Raw genomic sequence first — 15,775 nt, forward strand, 5'->3', positions numbered from 1 at the left:
CAGTTTTCAGTCTCAGTCTGCTGATTACTGCAAACTGTTACTGATTACTTATTTTTCGCTTCAATCCATTTTGACATATACATCGTGCTTTTATAAGCATGGTGCTGCAATAAATTCCCCATAAAATTATGAAGACGATGACTTTTGGAATCCGCCAATAATGAATTTACAAAAGACACTAATTCATCTGAATATTTATCCTTCTGATAGCATTCATTAATAATGATAATTCCGTTTTTTTGAGCTTCTTTCCAAAGATTTTCATCCTGATAAAGTTCAATTGCTTTTTTGGCAAATTCGGAGGCATCATCTTCAATAAATCCATTCCAGGATAAATTGGCATGCATGGCTTCTGAACCAATTGATGTAGTTAAACTTGGCGTTCCGCATTGCATCGCTTCTAATAATTTTCCTTTTAAGCCCGCTCCAAAACGAATTGGCGCCAAAACAACTCTGGCATTTTTTACCACTTCATTTGCATCTTCTGCCCTTCCCATAATAAAAAATCCATTTTTGGGCTGATGCAATTGCAATACTTTTTGCGACGGATAAGCGCCATAAACTTCTAAAACAGCTTCGGGAAAATCTTTTTTTATCGAAGGCCAAATCGCTCCTCTTAAATACTGAACTGTGTTCCAATTGGGTTCGTGAAGAAAATTTCCAATAAAAACAAAATTCTTGCGATCTTCAAATAAAGGTAATTTCGAAAGATCATTCTCAGACATTTTATCAACCAAAAAAGGAAGATAGAAAAGTAAATCTTTATTTATTCTAAAAACATCTTGCAGAATATTCATTTCAAATTCAGAAATAATCAGGGATAAATCGCATCTTAAAATACTGGCGATTTCTCGTTTTGCAACTTCTTCAGAAAATAAATCTGCTATTTCAAAATTCCGATTTTCTTTAAAAGCTTTCTGCCTTGCAGTTCGCAGACAATGCAAATCTTCGGTATCTAAAATTCTGATCGCATTTGGACAGTTTTCTGTCACACGCCATCCAAATTGCTCCTCAATCATAAAACGATCAAACAAAACGACATTTGGATTTAATTCGATTATAAAATCATCAAAACTGGCAGAATTGAGTTCGATACTTTTTTTTGTAACTCCAAATTCAGATAAATTAACCATAAAATCGCTGTCAAGAGCCGCACTTACAAATGTAATTTCAAATCCATTTTCCTTGAAAATAGAAATTAACTGCATCATCCTTCCGCCTGCTGCTGAAGAATTTGGCTCAGGCCAGACAAACCCAATTATGAGAAGTTTTTTTATCTGATTCATCGTTATTTATTTTAACATACAAAATAATGCTTTTTTGAGCGCAATCGCACGACATTTCGTGACTTTTAGTAATAAAAATCACTAATTTTGCAAGAATTAAATGCTGGGAAATTATGTTGGGATTAAAATTAGCTACAGACCCTCGCTGGGTCAATATCGTTGAGTCAAATATTGAAGAAATTTTAACTGATCATGCATGGTGCGAACAAAAAGCAGCCTCAAACGCAATCAGTATTGTGACTTACAACTCTGAATTAGAAGAATTAGTTACCGAAATGCTTGTAATTGCCCGTGAAGAACTGGAGCATTTACAAATGGTTCATGATGTTATAAAAAAACGCGGTCTTACTTTAGGACGCGAACGAAAAGACCATTATGTAAATGAGCTTTTTAAATTCATGAAAAAAGACGGCAGCCGACGTGATGCGCTCTGCGACCGTTTATTATTTTCGGCCATGATCGAAGCCCGCAGCTGTGAGCGTTTTAAAGTACTTTCTGAAAATATAAAAGATGAAGAATTAGCTAAATTCTATCGCGATTTAATGATTTCTGAAGCCGGACATTATACTACTTTTTTAGGATTTGCCAGAAAATACCAAGACAATATCGACATCGACAAACGATGGAAAGAATGGATTGAATATGAAGGTTCTATTATTACCAATTATGGTAAATCAGAAACTGTTCACGGATAAACTACGCTCTTTTTTCACTCTATTATTTAAACACCACAAATTGCTATGCAAAAAAGTAAATCCAGATCAATCGTATTCAAAATTGCGAAGTATTTAGGGATAACTTTCGCTGTTATTTTAGCACTATTATTTTTAACGCCAATCGTTTTTGAGGATCAGATAAAAGAACAGATCAAAAAAACAGCTAACGAAAGACTAAGCGCAGAATTGAATTATTCTGATGTTTCGGTTTCGTTTTTTCGTCATTTTCCGTCGCTGACCTTAACCTTAGACAATTTAAGTCTTAATGGTTCAGCGCCATATAAAAACGAAAAATTCATTACAGCAAAAGAGGTTTCTTTTGGAATAAATGTAGCCAGTTTGATTTTTAGTAAATCGGTAAAAATTGATCAGATATATTTACAGGATTCGTTTATCAATGTAAAAGTTAATCCAAACGGAGAAGCGAATTACAACATTTATAAGTCGCAAGCCAAAGCCACAGAAACAAAAGACAGCACAGATACTGCCTTAAAACTGGAAAGAATTGAGATTTTAAACAGTAAAATTATCTATGATGACAAATCAACAAAAGTTCATTTTGATGCCTTAGGATTTAATTATTTAGGAAAAGGCGATTTAAACAAAGCCGTTTTCGATTTGTCTTCAAAAGCAAAAATTGAAAAGTTAAATATCATTTATGAAGATGAACCATATTTAATGAATAAAAAAATTGATGCCGATTTAATTACCAAAGTAAACATCAACTCTTTATCTTTTTTCTTCCAGCAGAATAACTTAAAAATCAATCAGCTTTTGGTCGATTTTAAAGGGAAATTTGACATTTTAAAAGATGGGTACAATATGGATTTTGTAATTAAATCTGACAATAGCGATTTGTACGATGTATTTACAGCTTTTCCGCCAAAGTACATTACATGGCTTTCTAAAACAGAATTAAAAGGAAATACGACTTTACTTTTTACTTTAAAAGGTGATTATATTACTTCGCAAAATATTGCTCCGGATTTAAACCTTGATGTTAAAATCGACAACGGATTTGTGAATTATGACAAAAGCGCATTTCCGGTTTCTAATTTAAATCTTGAAGTTAAAACAAAAGTTCCGTCTTTAAATCCGGATCTTTTAACTGTTGATGCTAAAAACTTATCCTTAAACATTAACAAGGATTATATAAAATCGAAATTCTTTGTAAAAGGTGCCAACACGCCAGAAATCAATGCCGATTTTAAAGCTAAAATCGACCTTAGCAAACTAACAAAAGCACTGGGAATTCCAGATGTTGAATTAAAAGGTTCTTTAGCAGGAGATATTCAGGCGAATGGAAAATTTGATCAAAAAAATAAACTTTTCCCTGTTACAAAAGGTGTTTTTGATTTAGAAAATGGATATGTGAAAACAAAATATTATCCAAACCCGATCACTAATATTACGATAAAATCTAAAATCGACAATCAAAAAGGAACTTTTGACGATTTAAAAATAAAGCTAAAACCGGCTCAATTTACTTTTGAAGGAAAACCTGTTTTTGTAGAAGCTGACTTAACTGATTTTAATGATTTGACTTACGATATTAAAGCAAAAGGAGAACTGGATGTAAACAGAATCTATAAAGTATTTTCTCAAAAAGGACTGGATTTGGATGGTTTCGTAAAAGCCGATTTGGTTTTGAAAGGAAAACAAAGCGATGCCGAAAAAGGGAATTACAGCAAATTATACAACAAAGGAACGCTTGAGTTGAGAAACATTGGCATTGCATCTGAATATCTGCCTAAAAAGTTCATTATAAAAGAAGGAATTTTCAAAATCAATCAGGATAAAATGTCGTTTAATAATTTCACGGCAGCATACGGACAATCTGATTTTAAAATGAACGGTTATCTGCAGAATGTATTTAATTATGCTACAACAAATACAGGCGTTTTAAAAGGTTCTTTTAATGTTTCGGCACGATATATTAATGTTGATGAATTTATGTCGAATACATCTGCAAATGCTTCTGTAACCAAAAACTCAGCTCCAAAACCGGAAACAAAAACCCAAGCTGCACAAACTGGTGTTATTATTATTCCAACAAACCTGAATTTACAATTATTAGCCAATGCCCAAAAAGTAAATTTCGACAAATTAAACCTTCAAAATGCAACGGGTCATTTAACCATGAACAAAGGTAAATTGACGATGCAGAATACCGGATTTGATTTAATTGGCTGTAAGGTTGCCATGAATGCGAATTATCAAGCGGTAACGCCACAAAAAGCAAACTTTGATTACGCCATAAAAGCATCAGATTTTGATATTAAAAGAGCATATAACGAAATTGAGGTTTTTAGAAAAATGGCAAGCGCTGCCGAAAAAGCGCAGGGAATTGTTTCGTTAGATTATCAATTAAAAGGACGATTAAACGGAAATATGGAACCGGTTTATCCTTCGCTTGTTGGCGGTGGAGTACTTTCTGTAAAAGATGTAAAAGTACGAGGATTGAAAATGTTTAATGCCGTAAGCAAACAAACCAGTTCTGAATCGATGAAAAATCCAGATGTTTCAAAAGTAGACATCAAAAGTACGATCAAGAATAATATCATGACCGTAGAACGCTTTAAATTTAAGTTTGCAGGCTTTAGACCAAGAATTGAAGGAACAACAAGCTTAGACGGAAAACTGAATTTAAAAATGCGTTTAGGATTACCTCCATTGGGAATATTCGGAATTCCGTTAACTGTTACCGGAACTCAGGATAATCCTAAAGTAAAAGTGGGACGTAAAACTGAGGATTTGGAGGAAACTAAGGATACTGAATAAAATAAATTCCAATTTTTTAAATTCCAAATTCCAATTGTTACTGGCTTATTGCTTAGAATAAATCTTATAGACCTTTGTCAAAGTTTAAAACTTTGACAAAGGTTTTTTTTACGATTTTGTTCTCGCAATCTTTGGTCATTGCAAGGAACGAAGCAACCGCACTAACAATGACCCCACAATTGATTTAGCACGTGAGATTGCTTCGTTCCTCGCAAGGACCAATCTTTGTCGAAATACTAGTGCGATTTCTCCATACGTCGAAATGACAAGATTGTGGTTACTTTATCTTAAAAAATAACAAAAATAAAAAACCCGATCTTTTCAGAACGGGTTTTTTATAAAAAGTAAATCTTTATTAATTATGCCTCGAAAGGAATAATAGAAACATAAGATTTGTTATCTCTTTTCTTTTGGAACTTAACAACTCCAGCTACTCTTGCGTGTAGTGTGTGATCTTTACTAATGTAAACATTTTCACCTGGATTGTGTTTTGAACCTCTTTGTCTAACGATGATGTTCCCAGCAATAGCAGCTTGTCCACCATAAATCTTAACGCCTAAACGTTTTGATTCTGATTCTCTACCATTCTTCGAACTACCGACACCTTTCTTGTGAGCCATGACGTATGAGTTTAAATATTGTTATTATTCTTTAGTAGCTTCTTTTTTCGCTTTAGGAGCTGCTGCTTTTTTCACTTTAGGAGCTTCTACTTCTTCAGTAGCTGCTTCTTCTGCTACAACCGCTTTTTTAGCTGCTGCTTTTTTAGTTCCTCCTGCTGCAGTAATACCTTCAATTACAATTTGTGTAAGATATTGTCTGTGACCATTTCTTTTTTTGTATCCTTTTCTTCTTTTCTTTTTGAAAACGATAACTTTATCACCTTTTAAGTGTTGTAACACTTTAGCTTCTACTGAAGCACCTTCTATAGCTGGGGCGCCTAAAGTTACATTTCCGTTATCATCTAATAAAAGAACTTTGTCAAAAGAAACTTTTGAACCTTCTTCATTAGCTAAACGGTGAACATAAACCTTTAAGTCTTTGCTTACTTTAAATTGTTGCCCTGCTATCTCTACGATTGCATACATACCAAATTGATTTATTGATTTTTAAGGTTGCAAATATACAACTAATAATTTACTGTGCAATCTCTTATACTAAAAATATTTTAAGCCGTTTAATCGTTGTTTTTCAAGGCTTTTTAAAAGAATTTAATTCTCAATTAGAGGTAAAAGATTGTTAAATTGCAATCAAAACAAAGATAAACCCGTAAATGATAATTAAAAAAAGTTATTTTTGATGCAACTATGATCAATTCTTGGCTGCCTGCCATTTTACAGGTAATATAAATTTTATTAATCTTTATGAAAAATTCAATAATGATGTTAAGTGCAGCACTAATGCTTGGCGGAGTAGCTCATGCTCAAAAGGTGGCTTTTGAAGAATACAATTTAGATAACGGCATGCATGTTATTCTGCATAACGATCCTTCGGCACCTGTAGTTATTACTTCTGTAATGTATCATGTGGGTTCAAAAGACGAACGTCCGGATCGTACAGGTTTTGCACATTTCTTTGAACATTTATTATTTGAAGGAACTCAAAATATAAAACGCGGCGAATGGATGAAAATCGTTACCGCAAATGGCGGAGTCAACAACGCCAACACGTCTGACGACAGGACGTATTATTATGAAGTTTTTCCATCAAACAATTTAGAATTAGGTTTATGGATGGAATCTGAAAGATTGATGCACCCAATTATCAATAAAATTGGAGTTGACACGCAAAATGAGGTTGTAAAAGAAGAAAAAAGAATGCGTTACGACAATCAGCCTTACGGAAATATTCTTCCGGAGGTTAAAAAGAATATGTTCAAAAATCATCCGTATCGCTGGACTACAATTGGTTCTATGAAAGATTTGGATGCTGCAACTTTGGAAGAATTTCAGGCCTTCAATAAAAAATTCTATACGCCAAATAATGCGGTTTTAGTAATTGCAGGAGATTTTGATAAAACAAAAGCCAAAGAATGGGTTCAGAAATATTTTGGACCAATCCCAAAAGGTGAAGATGTTAAAAAACAAACTTATACTGAAGAACCAATTACGCAAACCATTAAAGCAACTTACGAAGATCCGAATATTCAGATTCCGATGGTTGTGGCTTCGTACAGAACGCCGTCTATGAAAACCAGAGACGCCAGAGTTTTAGATTTAATTTCATCGTATTTAAGCGACGGAAAAAGCTCTAAATTGTACAAAAAAATTGTCGACGATAAAAAAATGGCACTTCAAATTGGTGCTGTTGGTTTTAGTCAGGAAGATTACGGAACCTATATATTGTATGGATTGCCAATGGCGCCAAATACTACAGCCGATATTTTAAAAGAAATGGATGAAGAAATCGTAAAACTTCAAACCGATTTGATTTCTGAGAAAGATTACGAAAAATTACAAAACAAATTCGATAACAATTTCGTGAATGCAAATGCAAGCGTAGAAGGAATTGCAGAAAATCTGGCTTCATATTATTTACTTTACGGAGACGTAAATTTAATTAATACCGAAATTGATATTTACCATTCTATTACGAGAGAAGAAATTAGAGAAGTAGCCAAGAAGTATCTAAACCCTAATCAGAGATTAATTTTAGATTACATTCCTACCCCAAAATCTCAGAACTAAGAATATCGAATCATGAAAAATCTACATACATTTTTAATCATTTTATTCCTAACTGGAATTATGCAAGCACAAGATCGTCCACAACCAAAACCAGGAAACCCGCCTGTAGTTAATATTAAAAAACCTCAAACCTTTGTTTTGGCAAACGGTATGAAAGTTCTGGTTGTCGAAAACCATAAATTACCAAGAGTAAGTTTTAACCTTACGCTGGACAACGCTCCTTTTACTGAAGGAAATAAAAAAGGTGTTGACGAATTAACCAGCAGTTTAATTGGTAATGGAACCAAAAAAACTGCGAAAGAAGCTTTTAATGAAGAAATTGATTTCTACGGTGCAAACATCAATTTTACATCACAAGGTGCTTTTGCAAGTTCATTATCTAAATATTCAGGACGTGTTTTAGAACTTTTAGCCGAAGGTGCTTTACAGCCAAATTTCACACAGACTGAATTTGACAAGGAAAAAGCAAAATTACTGGAAGGGCTTAAAGCCGATGAAAAAAGCGTTCCGGCAATTGCAAATCGTGTTGTAGATGTTTTAGCTTTTGGAAAAAATCATCCTAACGGTGAATACCTTTCTGAAGAAACTGTAAAGAATGTAACGCTTGAAGACGTTCAAAAAAATTACGCTACTTATTTTGTACCTGAAAATGCTTATTTAGTTATTATTGGAGATGTTAAGTTTAAAGAAACTAAAACTGCTGTAGAAAAACTTTTTGGCGGATGGAAAAAACAAGCTGCTCCAAAAAATACGTATCCAAATCCTGAAAATGCCTCTAAACTTCAAATTGATTTTGTAGATGTTCCAAATGCAGTTCAGTCAGAGATTTCGCTGGTAAATACTATAAATTTAAAAATGAGCGATCCTGATTTTTTCCCTGCTGTAATTGCAAATCAAATTTTAGGAGGCGATTTCAACAGTTATTTAAACATGAATTTACGTGAACAACACGCGTGGACTTATGGCGCAAATTCAAGCATTGGAAGCGGAAAATATGTAACTAAATTCAAAGCTTCGTCTGCGGTTCGTAATGCCGTTACAGACAGTGCTGTGGTTCAGTTTATAAAAGAAATTAAAAGAGTTCGTACTGAGAGAGTTGATCCAGAAGTTTTAAGAAATGTAAAAGCAGGATATATTGGCCGCTTTGTAATGCAGGTAGAAAAACCTCAGGCTGTGGCGCGTTATGCTTTAAACATTGAAACAGAAAAACTTCCGGCTGATTTCTACGAAAAATACATTCAGACGATTACAAACGTAACTGCTGATGATATTTATCGTGTAGCAAACAAATACTTTTTACTTGACAACATGCGAATTGTTGTTGTTGGGAAAGGTTCTGATGTGATTCCTGGTTTAGAAAAACTTCAAATTCCGATTTATTATTTTGATAAATACGGAAATCCAATTGAAAAACCAGCTGTTAAAAAAGAAGCTCCAACAGGAATTACAGCAAAAACAGTTTTCGAAAATTACATAAAAGCTATTGGCGGAGAAAAAGCCGTATCTGCTGTAAAAACTCTTTATATGGACGGAACAACAAAAGTTCCGCAAGCTCCGGCTCCGCTGACTTTTACTTCAAAACTGGATTCTAAAGGAAAAATGATGATTTCACTTTCTATGGGAACTATGAATTTGATGAAACAGGTTGTAAATGATAAAGGTGCTTACATCGAGCAGCAAGGAAAACGTAAAAACCTTGAAGGCGATGATCTTAAAGAAATGAAAGCAAACGCCGCTCCTTTTGAAGAATTACAATTAGTAAAAAGAACAGATCTTAAAGTAGACAGCATTGAACCAATTAACGGAAGCGACGCTTATGCTATAAAAGACGGCAACACGACTCATTATTATGATGTAAAATCGGGATTGAAAGTAGCAAAATCGAAAATTCGTGAACAAGACGGAAAATCGGTTACACAAATCACAAACTTCAACGATTACAGAGAAGTAAAAGGTGTAAAAGTTCCTTTTAATTTGGTTCAAAATGTAGGTTTTGAATTAGATATCAAAATGACAGATATCAAGATTAATGAGGGAGTTTCTGATGCAGATTTTCTTTAGGAAGGTTCAAAGTTGCATTCAGAGGGACTAAGGTTCTTTCTGAGTCTTTAAAATAAGTTTTTTGAGAGCTTTGTCAAAGTTTATAACTTTGACAAAGCTTTTTTTAGCAATAACCACAAAGTTTGTCAGGCCAATCGAAGTCGACGTTCTTTTCGCCCTTCGACTTCGCTCAGGGTGACATATAAATAATTTACCAGACATTGGCATAGCTTTGTCAGGCTGAGCGAAGTCGAAGCCCCGTTCCAATTGGCACACCCTTTGACTTCGCTCAAGGTGCAGCACTTTAAAAACAAGAAAGGCCGTCAATTACGACAGCCTTTCTTGTTTTGATCATTCAACATCCAGATAAGGGTTCAGAATTTCGGCTAATTCATTCAGCCAATAAAAACCATCCTGAAGATTCATTTTTTCGGTTTCCATTGTTTCGCAATCCCGCATTATACTTAAGGCAAGTATATAATTTACTTTTCGAATGGTTTTTGCCATAAGTTTAGGATCGATTGAATTGTTGAAAAAATGATTTAATCTCAATTCTGTTTCTTTTGAAAGGGCGTTTGTGTTCATAATTTTGACGATTAGGAAGTAAAAACCCGCATAGCTAAGGTGTCCTACGCCGTCAAAAGCGTTACGGTTGTTTCCAATACCGCCACCATACCACACGGGCAAAAATTTCTTTGAGTTCATATATTTGACATTTATAGGAACTTCAAATATATTAAAAAATAAAAGAAAATTACTACAAATTATGTATTTACTCAAACTTTGTCATTTCGACCGAAGGGAGAAATCTCCACAAGTAGCTCCGCAAACTGAATCGATAATCTTTGTCGAGTTTCTTACGAAGATTTCTCCCTTCGGTCGAAATGACAAACTTTACGAATATGAAAAAGTAAAATTACTTTTTAGCCGATAAATAAACCCCAATCAAAATAATAAAAGCACCGAAAAACTGAATTGGAGTAAGCATTTCATTATCTAATAATCCCCAGAAAAAAGCAACAATAGGAATTAAATAAGTAACCGAAGTTGCAAAAACCGGAGACGAAATCTGAATCAATTTAAAGAACAAAACATTGGCAATTCCGGTTCCTAAAATACCCAAAATCATTACAAAGAAAATAGAATGCTGTGTTGCTTCAAAAGTAAGTTTTTGAGAAATATCTGTTGTGCTCAAAATAATCAAAGCCGGAATTAATAAAACGGCAAAATTTCCTGTTGTAATGCTTACCGAATTTAAATCAGGAAGATATCTTTTAATCAAATTAACATTTATTGCATAACAAAGAGTTGCAATTACAACCAGTCCCACATAATAGTAGTTTTGTCCAGGATGTGCCGATGCTCCGCTTAAAACCAAAAGCAAACATCCAATTAAACCAATAAAAACTCCTAAAACTTGTCGTTTTTGAAATTGAATTCCGAAAATAAGTATTCCTAAAACTAAAGTATTTAAAGGCGTAAGCGAATTTAAAATGGCTACAATTGAGCTGTCAACTTCGGTCTCTGCAATTGCAAAAAGAAAAGCTGGAGTAAAAGTGCCAAAAAAAGAAGTTAAAGCAACAAATTTCCACTGAGAGCGCGATATCTTCTTTAAACTTTTAAAACCGACAATCAATAAAAAAAGAGCTGCAAAAATAATTCGGAAAGATCCAACCTGAATTGCGGTTAAACCAACTAATCCTCTTTTGATTAAAATAAAAGAACTTCCCCAAATTAAGGACAATACTAACAAGTAAGCCCACTTTAACTGTTTTGCATCCATAAAAAGTATTTTACTGCAAATTTGTACTATTTTTACGAATTAGCCTCTTCATTTTTAGTAATTTTGCAAAGAACATTATTAGTAAATTAAATTCTTATAATATGAGATTCACAAAAATCATAGCTTCATTAGCAATTGCTGGTTTAGTATTCGTAAGCTGTAAAAAAGAAGAAGATAAAAGTTTAGCAGTAATAAATGCTGAAAAATCTACTCCAAAAGAACATAAACCAATTGCTGCCGGAAACGTACAAACAGCAAGTTTTAATATTGAAGGAATGACTTGTGCGGTTGGATGCGCCAAAACTATCGAAACGGAATTATCTAATTTAGAAGGTGTAGAAAAAGCAACTGTTGATTTTGATAAAAAATTAGCGACTGTTACTTTCGATAAAACGGTTCAAAATTCTGAATCACTGACGAAAGTTGTTCAGGAAACCGGAGACGGAAAAACATATAAAGTTTCGAATTTTAAATCGTAAGTTTAAAGTTTATAAATACAAAAACGGCGTTCAAATGAACGCCGTTTTTATTATTTCTTTATTTCCATTTTAATGTTTCCATCAATCGCTGCATATCATTTTTGATATAACTCGCGGCCGGCATTACAGAATCAAAATTTGGTTTTGCATAAAAATATACAGATCCTGTTATAAAATGTTTTGTACTGTCTGTAACGTAAAATTGGGAGTTTGTAGCCGCGTTTCCATCCACTTGATAAAACATTCCGTAAACTTTCTTTTCTGTGTTTAAATACGGTTGTTCTAAAATATCATCGGCTTTAATAACGTGTTCGTAAGTCAATTTTTGGGCATCTTTTAAAAGCTTTTCAATATCGCCGTGAACAGGTTTATAAGTTAAATAAATCGTCGCTTTCATTTTTGGATATGTTATTGCAAATCCGCAGTCTTTTTCACCTTTAATAATCGCATCTTCATTCATCTGGAAAGCAAACGGACAATTATTTTCAAAATTGACATATTTGGCTTCTGGATAATCTAATCTAAGGAAACTTGCAGGTTTTGGCAAAACGTCGTCTTTACAGCTTACAACTGTTAATGTGAGCAAAATTACCGCGACCGAAATTATTCTTTTAAACATTTATTCTATTGTTACTTTTATTTGTTTTACACGCTTTTTATCAACGGTTTCTATTGTAAAAACACAGTTTTCAAAAGCTATTTTTTGATCTTTTTTAGGGAAATTCCCCAGGATTTCTAAAATAAATCCGGCCAGCGTTTCGGCTTCGCCTTTATGAGATTCAAATAGATCTTCGTCGACATCGACAATTCTATAAAAATCTTTAAGATTTATTTTTCCTTCAAAAAGAAAATTCTTTTCATCGATTTGAGAGAAATTTAAATTTTCATCATCAAATTCATCGCTTATATCCCCTACTATTTCTTCGATTATATCTTCTAAAGAAACTAATCCGGAAGTTCCGCCATATTCATCAACCACAATTGCCAAGTGACTTTTAAGGCTTTGAAAATCCTTTAACAGATTATCCAGTTTTTTATTTTCGGGAACAAAAAATGCTTCTCTTATTAAGGATGCCCAGTCAAAACTTTTTTTGTCAATATGCGGCAATAAATCCTTAACAAACAAAACGCCTTCTATCTGGTCAATATTATCTCGATAAATGGGAATTCTCGAAAATCCTTTCTCGATTATTTTAGGATAAATAGCCGAAAATGGTTCTGTAATTTCCAATGCAAATATATCAATCCTCGGACTCATAACCTGCTTTGTATCTGTATTCCCAAAAGAAACAATTCCTTCTAATATTTTTTGCTCTTCTGTTGATGTTCCTTCAGAATCTGTCAATTCTAAAGCCTGAGAAAGCTGATTTATTGAAAAGCTGTTTTTTTGTTTTCCTAATTTATTGTGCAAATATAAAGTAACACTGCGCATAGGTAAGCTTATTGGCGATAGTAATTTATCTAAAATTGAAATGGAATAAGCAAAACGTTTGGCAAATTTTATATTGTTTCGGCTGGCGTAAACCTTGGGCAAAACTTCTGCAAATAATAAGATAAGGAAAGTAACGAGAACTACTTCTAAAATAAACTTTAAAACAGGTGATTCAACACCTGCAAAAATATTCCTGCCAATGAAAGAGAACAGGATAACGACTCCAATATTTAAAAAGTTATTGGCTACTAATAAGGTCGCTAAAAGTTTTTTGGGTTTATCTAAAAGATCAGAAATAATTTTTCCCTTTGATAGGTTTTCCTGAAGTGTGTCGTCAATATCTTTTTGGGACAAAGAAAAAAGTGCAACTTCGGCACCTGAAACAATTGCTGAAAGAAACAGCAAAATAAATATTCCGACAAAACCAATTATTAAATTGGTGTCTAAAATTGTAGTAAATAATAAACTGGGCTCCGGGTCCAAATTACATAAGATTAGTTAAACAATCAAAAAGGCAGATCATTAATGGGCAAGCCTTCGTTTGGCGCATCAAAGTTAGTGTTTTTTGCGGATTCCTGATCGTGGTTTGGCCTATGATTTCCCGTTTCTTTTTTGGTAGTCAGAAAAGTAAATTCTGTAACCTGAATTTCTGTTGTATATTTTGTCGTACCATCTTCAGCCTGCCACTGTCTGGATTTGATACGGCCTTCAACATATATTTTATCCCCTTTAGATAGGTATTTTTCGCAAATTTCGGCGGCTTTATTACGAACAACCAAATTATGCCATTCTGTAGATGTTATTTTTTCATTGGTCGTTTTGTTAATATAAACTTCATTAGTAGCAAGCTGAAAGCGTCCAATACAGTTCCCTCCATCAAAATAATGCATTTTTACATCATCGCCTAAATGACCAATAAGCATAACCTTATTTAATGTTCCATTCATAATTAATAGTGGTATTTCTACCAAAGATACATTTTTTTAGCAATTTATTTCTTGCTTTTCTATAAAATTATATATAACAATTGGAAAAGGAAAACTTTTTAAAGTTTTCAAATCAATTCCGTTTTGGAGGACTTCATTAATTTTTATTTTCCAAAATTGGATATGAAGATGCTGGTGCGAAAGCTTATGTATTACGGTCGCTTCAGCACATTCTTCTATACTTAATATAGTATAGGAAGAAAACAGGTCATTTTGTGCTATTTCTGAAACAGTATTAAAACCTGCAATTTCACTTGTTTCAAAAAGAGGAAACTCATATAAGTTATGCCAGATTCCTTTTGCCGTTCTTTTTTGAATGATAGTGTTTCCTAATATATCTTCTAAAACAAGATAATTAAAGAAACGGTTTGTCACTTTTACTTTTTTAGATTTTACAGGTAGAGAATCAACTTTCTTTTTTTGCAGCGCTAAACAGCTGTCGTTAAAAACACAAACAGAACAATTCGGACTTTTCGGAACACATTGCAATGCACCAAATTCCATTATCGCCTGATTGAAGATTGCCGGGTTATCTTTTGGCATTAATTCATAAGCCAGTTTTGTAAATTCTTTTTTTGCTGCAGGCTGTGCAATATCTGTTTCAATATCAAAATAACGGGAAAGTACACGAAATACATTTCCGTCTACAACCGGAACAGCTTCATTATAGGAGAAAGATGCAATAGCTGCGGCAGTATATTCGCCTACTCCTTTTAAATTTAAAAGTTCTTTATATGAAGGAGGAAAACTTCCGTTTAGATCCTCTGCGACGTATTTTGCTGTTTTATGAAGATTTCTTGCTCGTGAATAATATCCAAGTCCCTGCCAAAGTTTTAAAACTTGTTCTTCGGATGCATTTGCGAGATCAAAAACTGTAGGAAATTCCGCTGTAAATGCAAAAAAGTAAGGCATTCCTTGCGCGACTCTTGTTTGCTGCAGCATAATTTCTGAGAGCCAAATTTGGTACGGATCGGCCGTTTTTCGCCATGGAAGATCACGTTTGTTTTGTAAATACCATTTTATCAGCGTGTTATGAAAATTCATCGTTAAATCCTTAAAATACAAAAGTAAATGTTTATGTAATTAAAATTTAACGAATTAGCTTGATTAATTATTTTTTTAATTCCTATATTTGCAAACTCAAAAAAATAGTACACCATTTATAAATAAAATAGGAAAGAAAATGACGAAAGCAGATATCGTAGCGAAAATTTCAGAGAAATTAGGTCTTGAAAAAGGAGATGTTCAAGCAACAGTAGAAACTTTTATGGAAGAAGTAAAAACTTCTTTAGAAACAGGAGACAATGTTTACCTAAGAGGTTTTGGTAGTTTTATTGTAAAAACCAGAGCTGAAAAAACTGGTAGAAACATCTCAAAAAACACTACAATCAAAATTCCAGCACACAACATCCCTGCGTTTAAACCTGCAAAAGTATTTGTAGAAGGAGTTAAAACTAACAACGAAGCAAAATAATATTAATTAACATAAATCTGACACGATATGCCAAGTGGTAAAAAAAGAAAGAGACATAAGGTAGCTACTCACAAACGTAAGAAAAGAGCGAGAGCTAACCGTCACAAAAAGAAA

15 protein-coding genes are annotated in these 15,775 nt (G+C 33.4%); 6 read left to right on the plus strand and 9 right to left on the minus strand.

The annotated features are described in order from the left end of the window. Positions 1–44: 44 nt before the first annotated feature. The gene (locus ACODSB_RS00440; RefSeq protein WP_488935614.1) at positions 45–1,286 is read right to left on the minus strand and encodes a glycosyltransferase family 4 protein; all 1,242 of its coding nucleotides are present in this window, start codon (positions 1,284–1,286) and stop codon (positions 45–47) included. Between the two features lie 113 nt (positions 1,287–1,399). Between ACODSB_RS00440 and ACODSB_RS00445 the strand changes: the two genes are divergently transcribed. Beyond that, positions 1,400–1,981, plus strand: coding sequence for a MiaE family protein (locus tag ACODSB_RS00445; protein WP_053472563.1), 582 nt, complete (start codon positions 1,400–1,402; stop codon positions 1,979–1,981). A 45-nt stretch (positions 1,982–2,026) separates the two neighbouring features. Continuing rightward, positions 2,027–4,783 (plus strand): AsmA family protein, encoded by a 2,757-nt coding sequence (locus ACODSB_RS00450; RefSeq protein WP_488935615.1) that lies wholly within the window; start codon positions 2,027–2,029, stop codon positions 4,781–4,783. Between the two features lie 359 nt (positions 4,784–5,142). Here ACODSB_RS00450 and rpmA read toward each other — a convergent pair whose 3' ends face one another. Further along, positions 5,143–5,403: a 50S ribosomal protein L27 gene (rpmA, locus tag ACODSB_RS00455; protein WP_012023622.1), complete on the minus strand. Its 261-nt coding sequence runs from the start codon at positions 5,401–5,403 to the stop codon at positions 5,143–5,145. A gap of 24 nt (positions 5,404–5,427) precedes the next feature. Further along, positions 5,428–5,868: a 50S ribosomal protein L21 gene (rplU, locus tag ACODSB_RS00460; protein WP_053472561.1), complete on the minus strand. Its 441-nt coding sequence runs from the start codon at positions 5,866–5,868 to the stop codon at positions 5,428–5,430. A gap of 276 nt (positions 5,869–6,144) precedes the next feature. Between rplU and ACODSB_RS00465 the strand changes: the two genes are divergently transcribed. After that, positions 6,145–7,467: a M16 family metallopeptidase gene (locus ACODSB_RS00465; protein WP_232676269.1), complete on the plus strand. Its 1,323-nt coding sequence runs from the start codon at positions 6,145–6,147 to the stop codon at positions 7,465–7,467. A gap of 12 nt (positions 7,468–7,479) precedes the next feature. Further along, positions 7,480–9,528, plus strand: a complete 2,049-nt coding sequence (locus tag ACODSB_RS00470; RefSeq protein ID WP_488935616.1) for a M16 family metallopeptidase — start codon at positions 7,480–7,482, stop codon at positions 9,526–9,528. Positions 9,529–9,858: 330 nt separating this feature from the next. Here the strand turns inward: ACODSB_RS00470 and ACODSB_RS00475 are convergent, their stop codons facing one another. Further along, entirely contained in the window at positions 9,859–10,092 is a 234-nt protein-coding gene (locus ACODSB_RS00475; RefSeq protein ID WP_256637463.1) for a hypothetical protein, read from the minus strand. Positions 10,093–10,423: 331 nt separating this feature from the next. After that, positions 10,424–11,290, minus strand: coding sequence for a DMT family transporter (locus ACODSB_RS00480; RefSeq protein ID WP_488935617.1), 867 nt, complete (start codon positions 11,288–11,290; stop codon positions 10,424–10,426). Positions 11,291–11,391: 101 nt separating this feature from the next. Between ACODSB_RS00480 and ACODSB_RS00485 the strand changes: the two genes are divergently transcribed. Further along, on the plus strand, positions 11,392–11,769 hold the full coding sequence (locus tag ACODSB_RS00485) for a heavy-metal-associated domain-containing protein (RefSeq protein ID WP_488935618.1): 378 nt from the start codon (positions 11,392–11,394) through the stop codon (positions 11,767–11,769). A gap of 58 nt (positions 11,770–11,827) precedes the next feature. Here ACODSB_RS00485 and gldD read toward each other — a convergent pair whose 3' ends face one another. The 4 genes from gldD to mutY are packed head-to-tail and all read right to left on the minus strand — an operon-like array spanning position 11,828 to position 15,231. After that, positions 11,828–12,388, minus strand: coding sequence for a gliding motility lipoprotein GldD (gldD, locus tag ACODSB_RS00490; protein ID WP_053470129.1), 561 nt, complete (start codon positions 12,386–12,388; stop codon positions 11,828–11,830). Beyond that, positions 12,389–13,684 (minus strand): gliding motility-associated protein GldE, encoded by a 1,296-nt coding sequence (locus ACODSB_RS00495; protein ID WP_488935619.1) that lies wholly within the window; start codon positions 13,682–13,684, stop codon positions 12,389–12,391. It abuts the gene before it with no gap. Positions 13,685–13,707: 23 nt separating this feature from the next. Then, entirely contained in the window at positions 13,708–14,148 is a 441-nt protein-coding gene (locus ACODSB_RS00500; RefSeq protein ID WP_053470127.1) for a single-stranded DNA-binding protein, read from the minus strand. A 36-nt stretch (positions 14,149–14,184) separates the two neighbouring features. Continuing rightward, positions 14,185–15,231 (minus strand): A/G-specific adenine glycosylase, encoded by a 1,047-nt coding sequence (mutY, locus tag ACODSB_RS00505; RefSeq protein WP_488935620.1) that lies wholly within the window; start codon positions 15,229–15,231, stop codon positions 14,185–14,187. Positions 15,232–15,370: 139 nt separating this feature from the next. On the opposite strand from mutY, the gene ACODSB_RS00510 reads away from it, so the two are divergent. After that, positions 15,371–15,661: an HU family DNA-binding protein gene (locus tag ACODSB_RS00510; protein WP_007805026.1), complete on the plus strand. Its 291-nt coding sequence runs from the start codon at positions 15,371–15,373 to the stop codon at positions 15,659–15,661. Positions 15,662–15,775: the final 114 nt, after the last annotated feature.

Source organism: Flavobacterium sp. FG68, assembly GCF_057808895.1.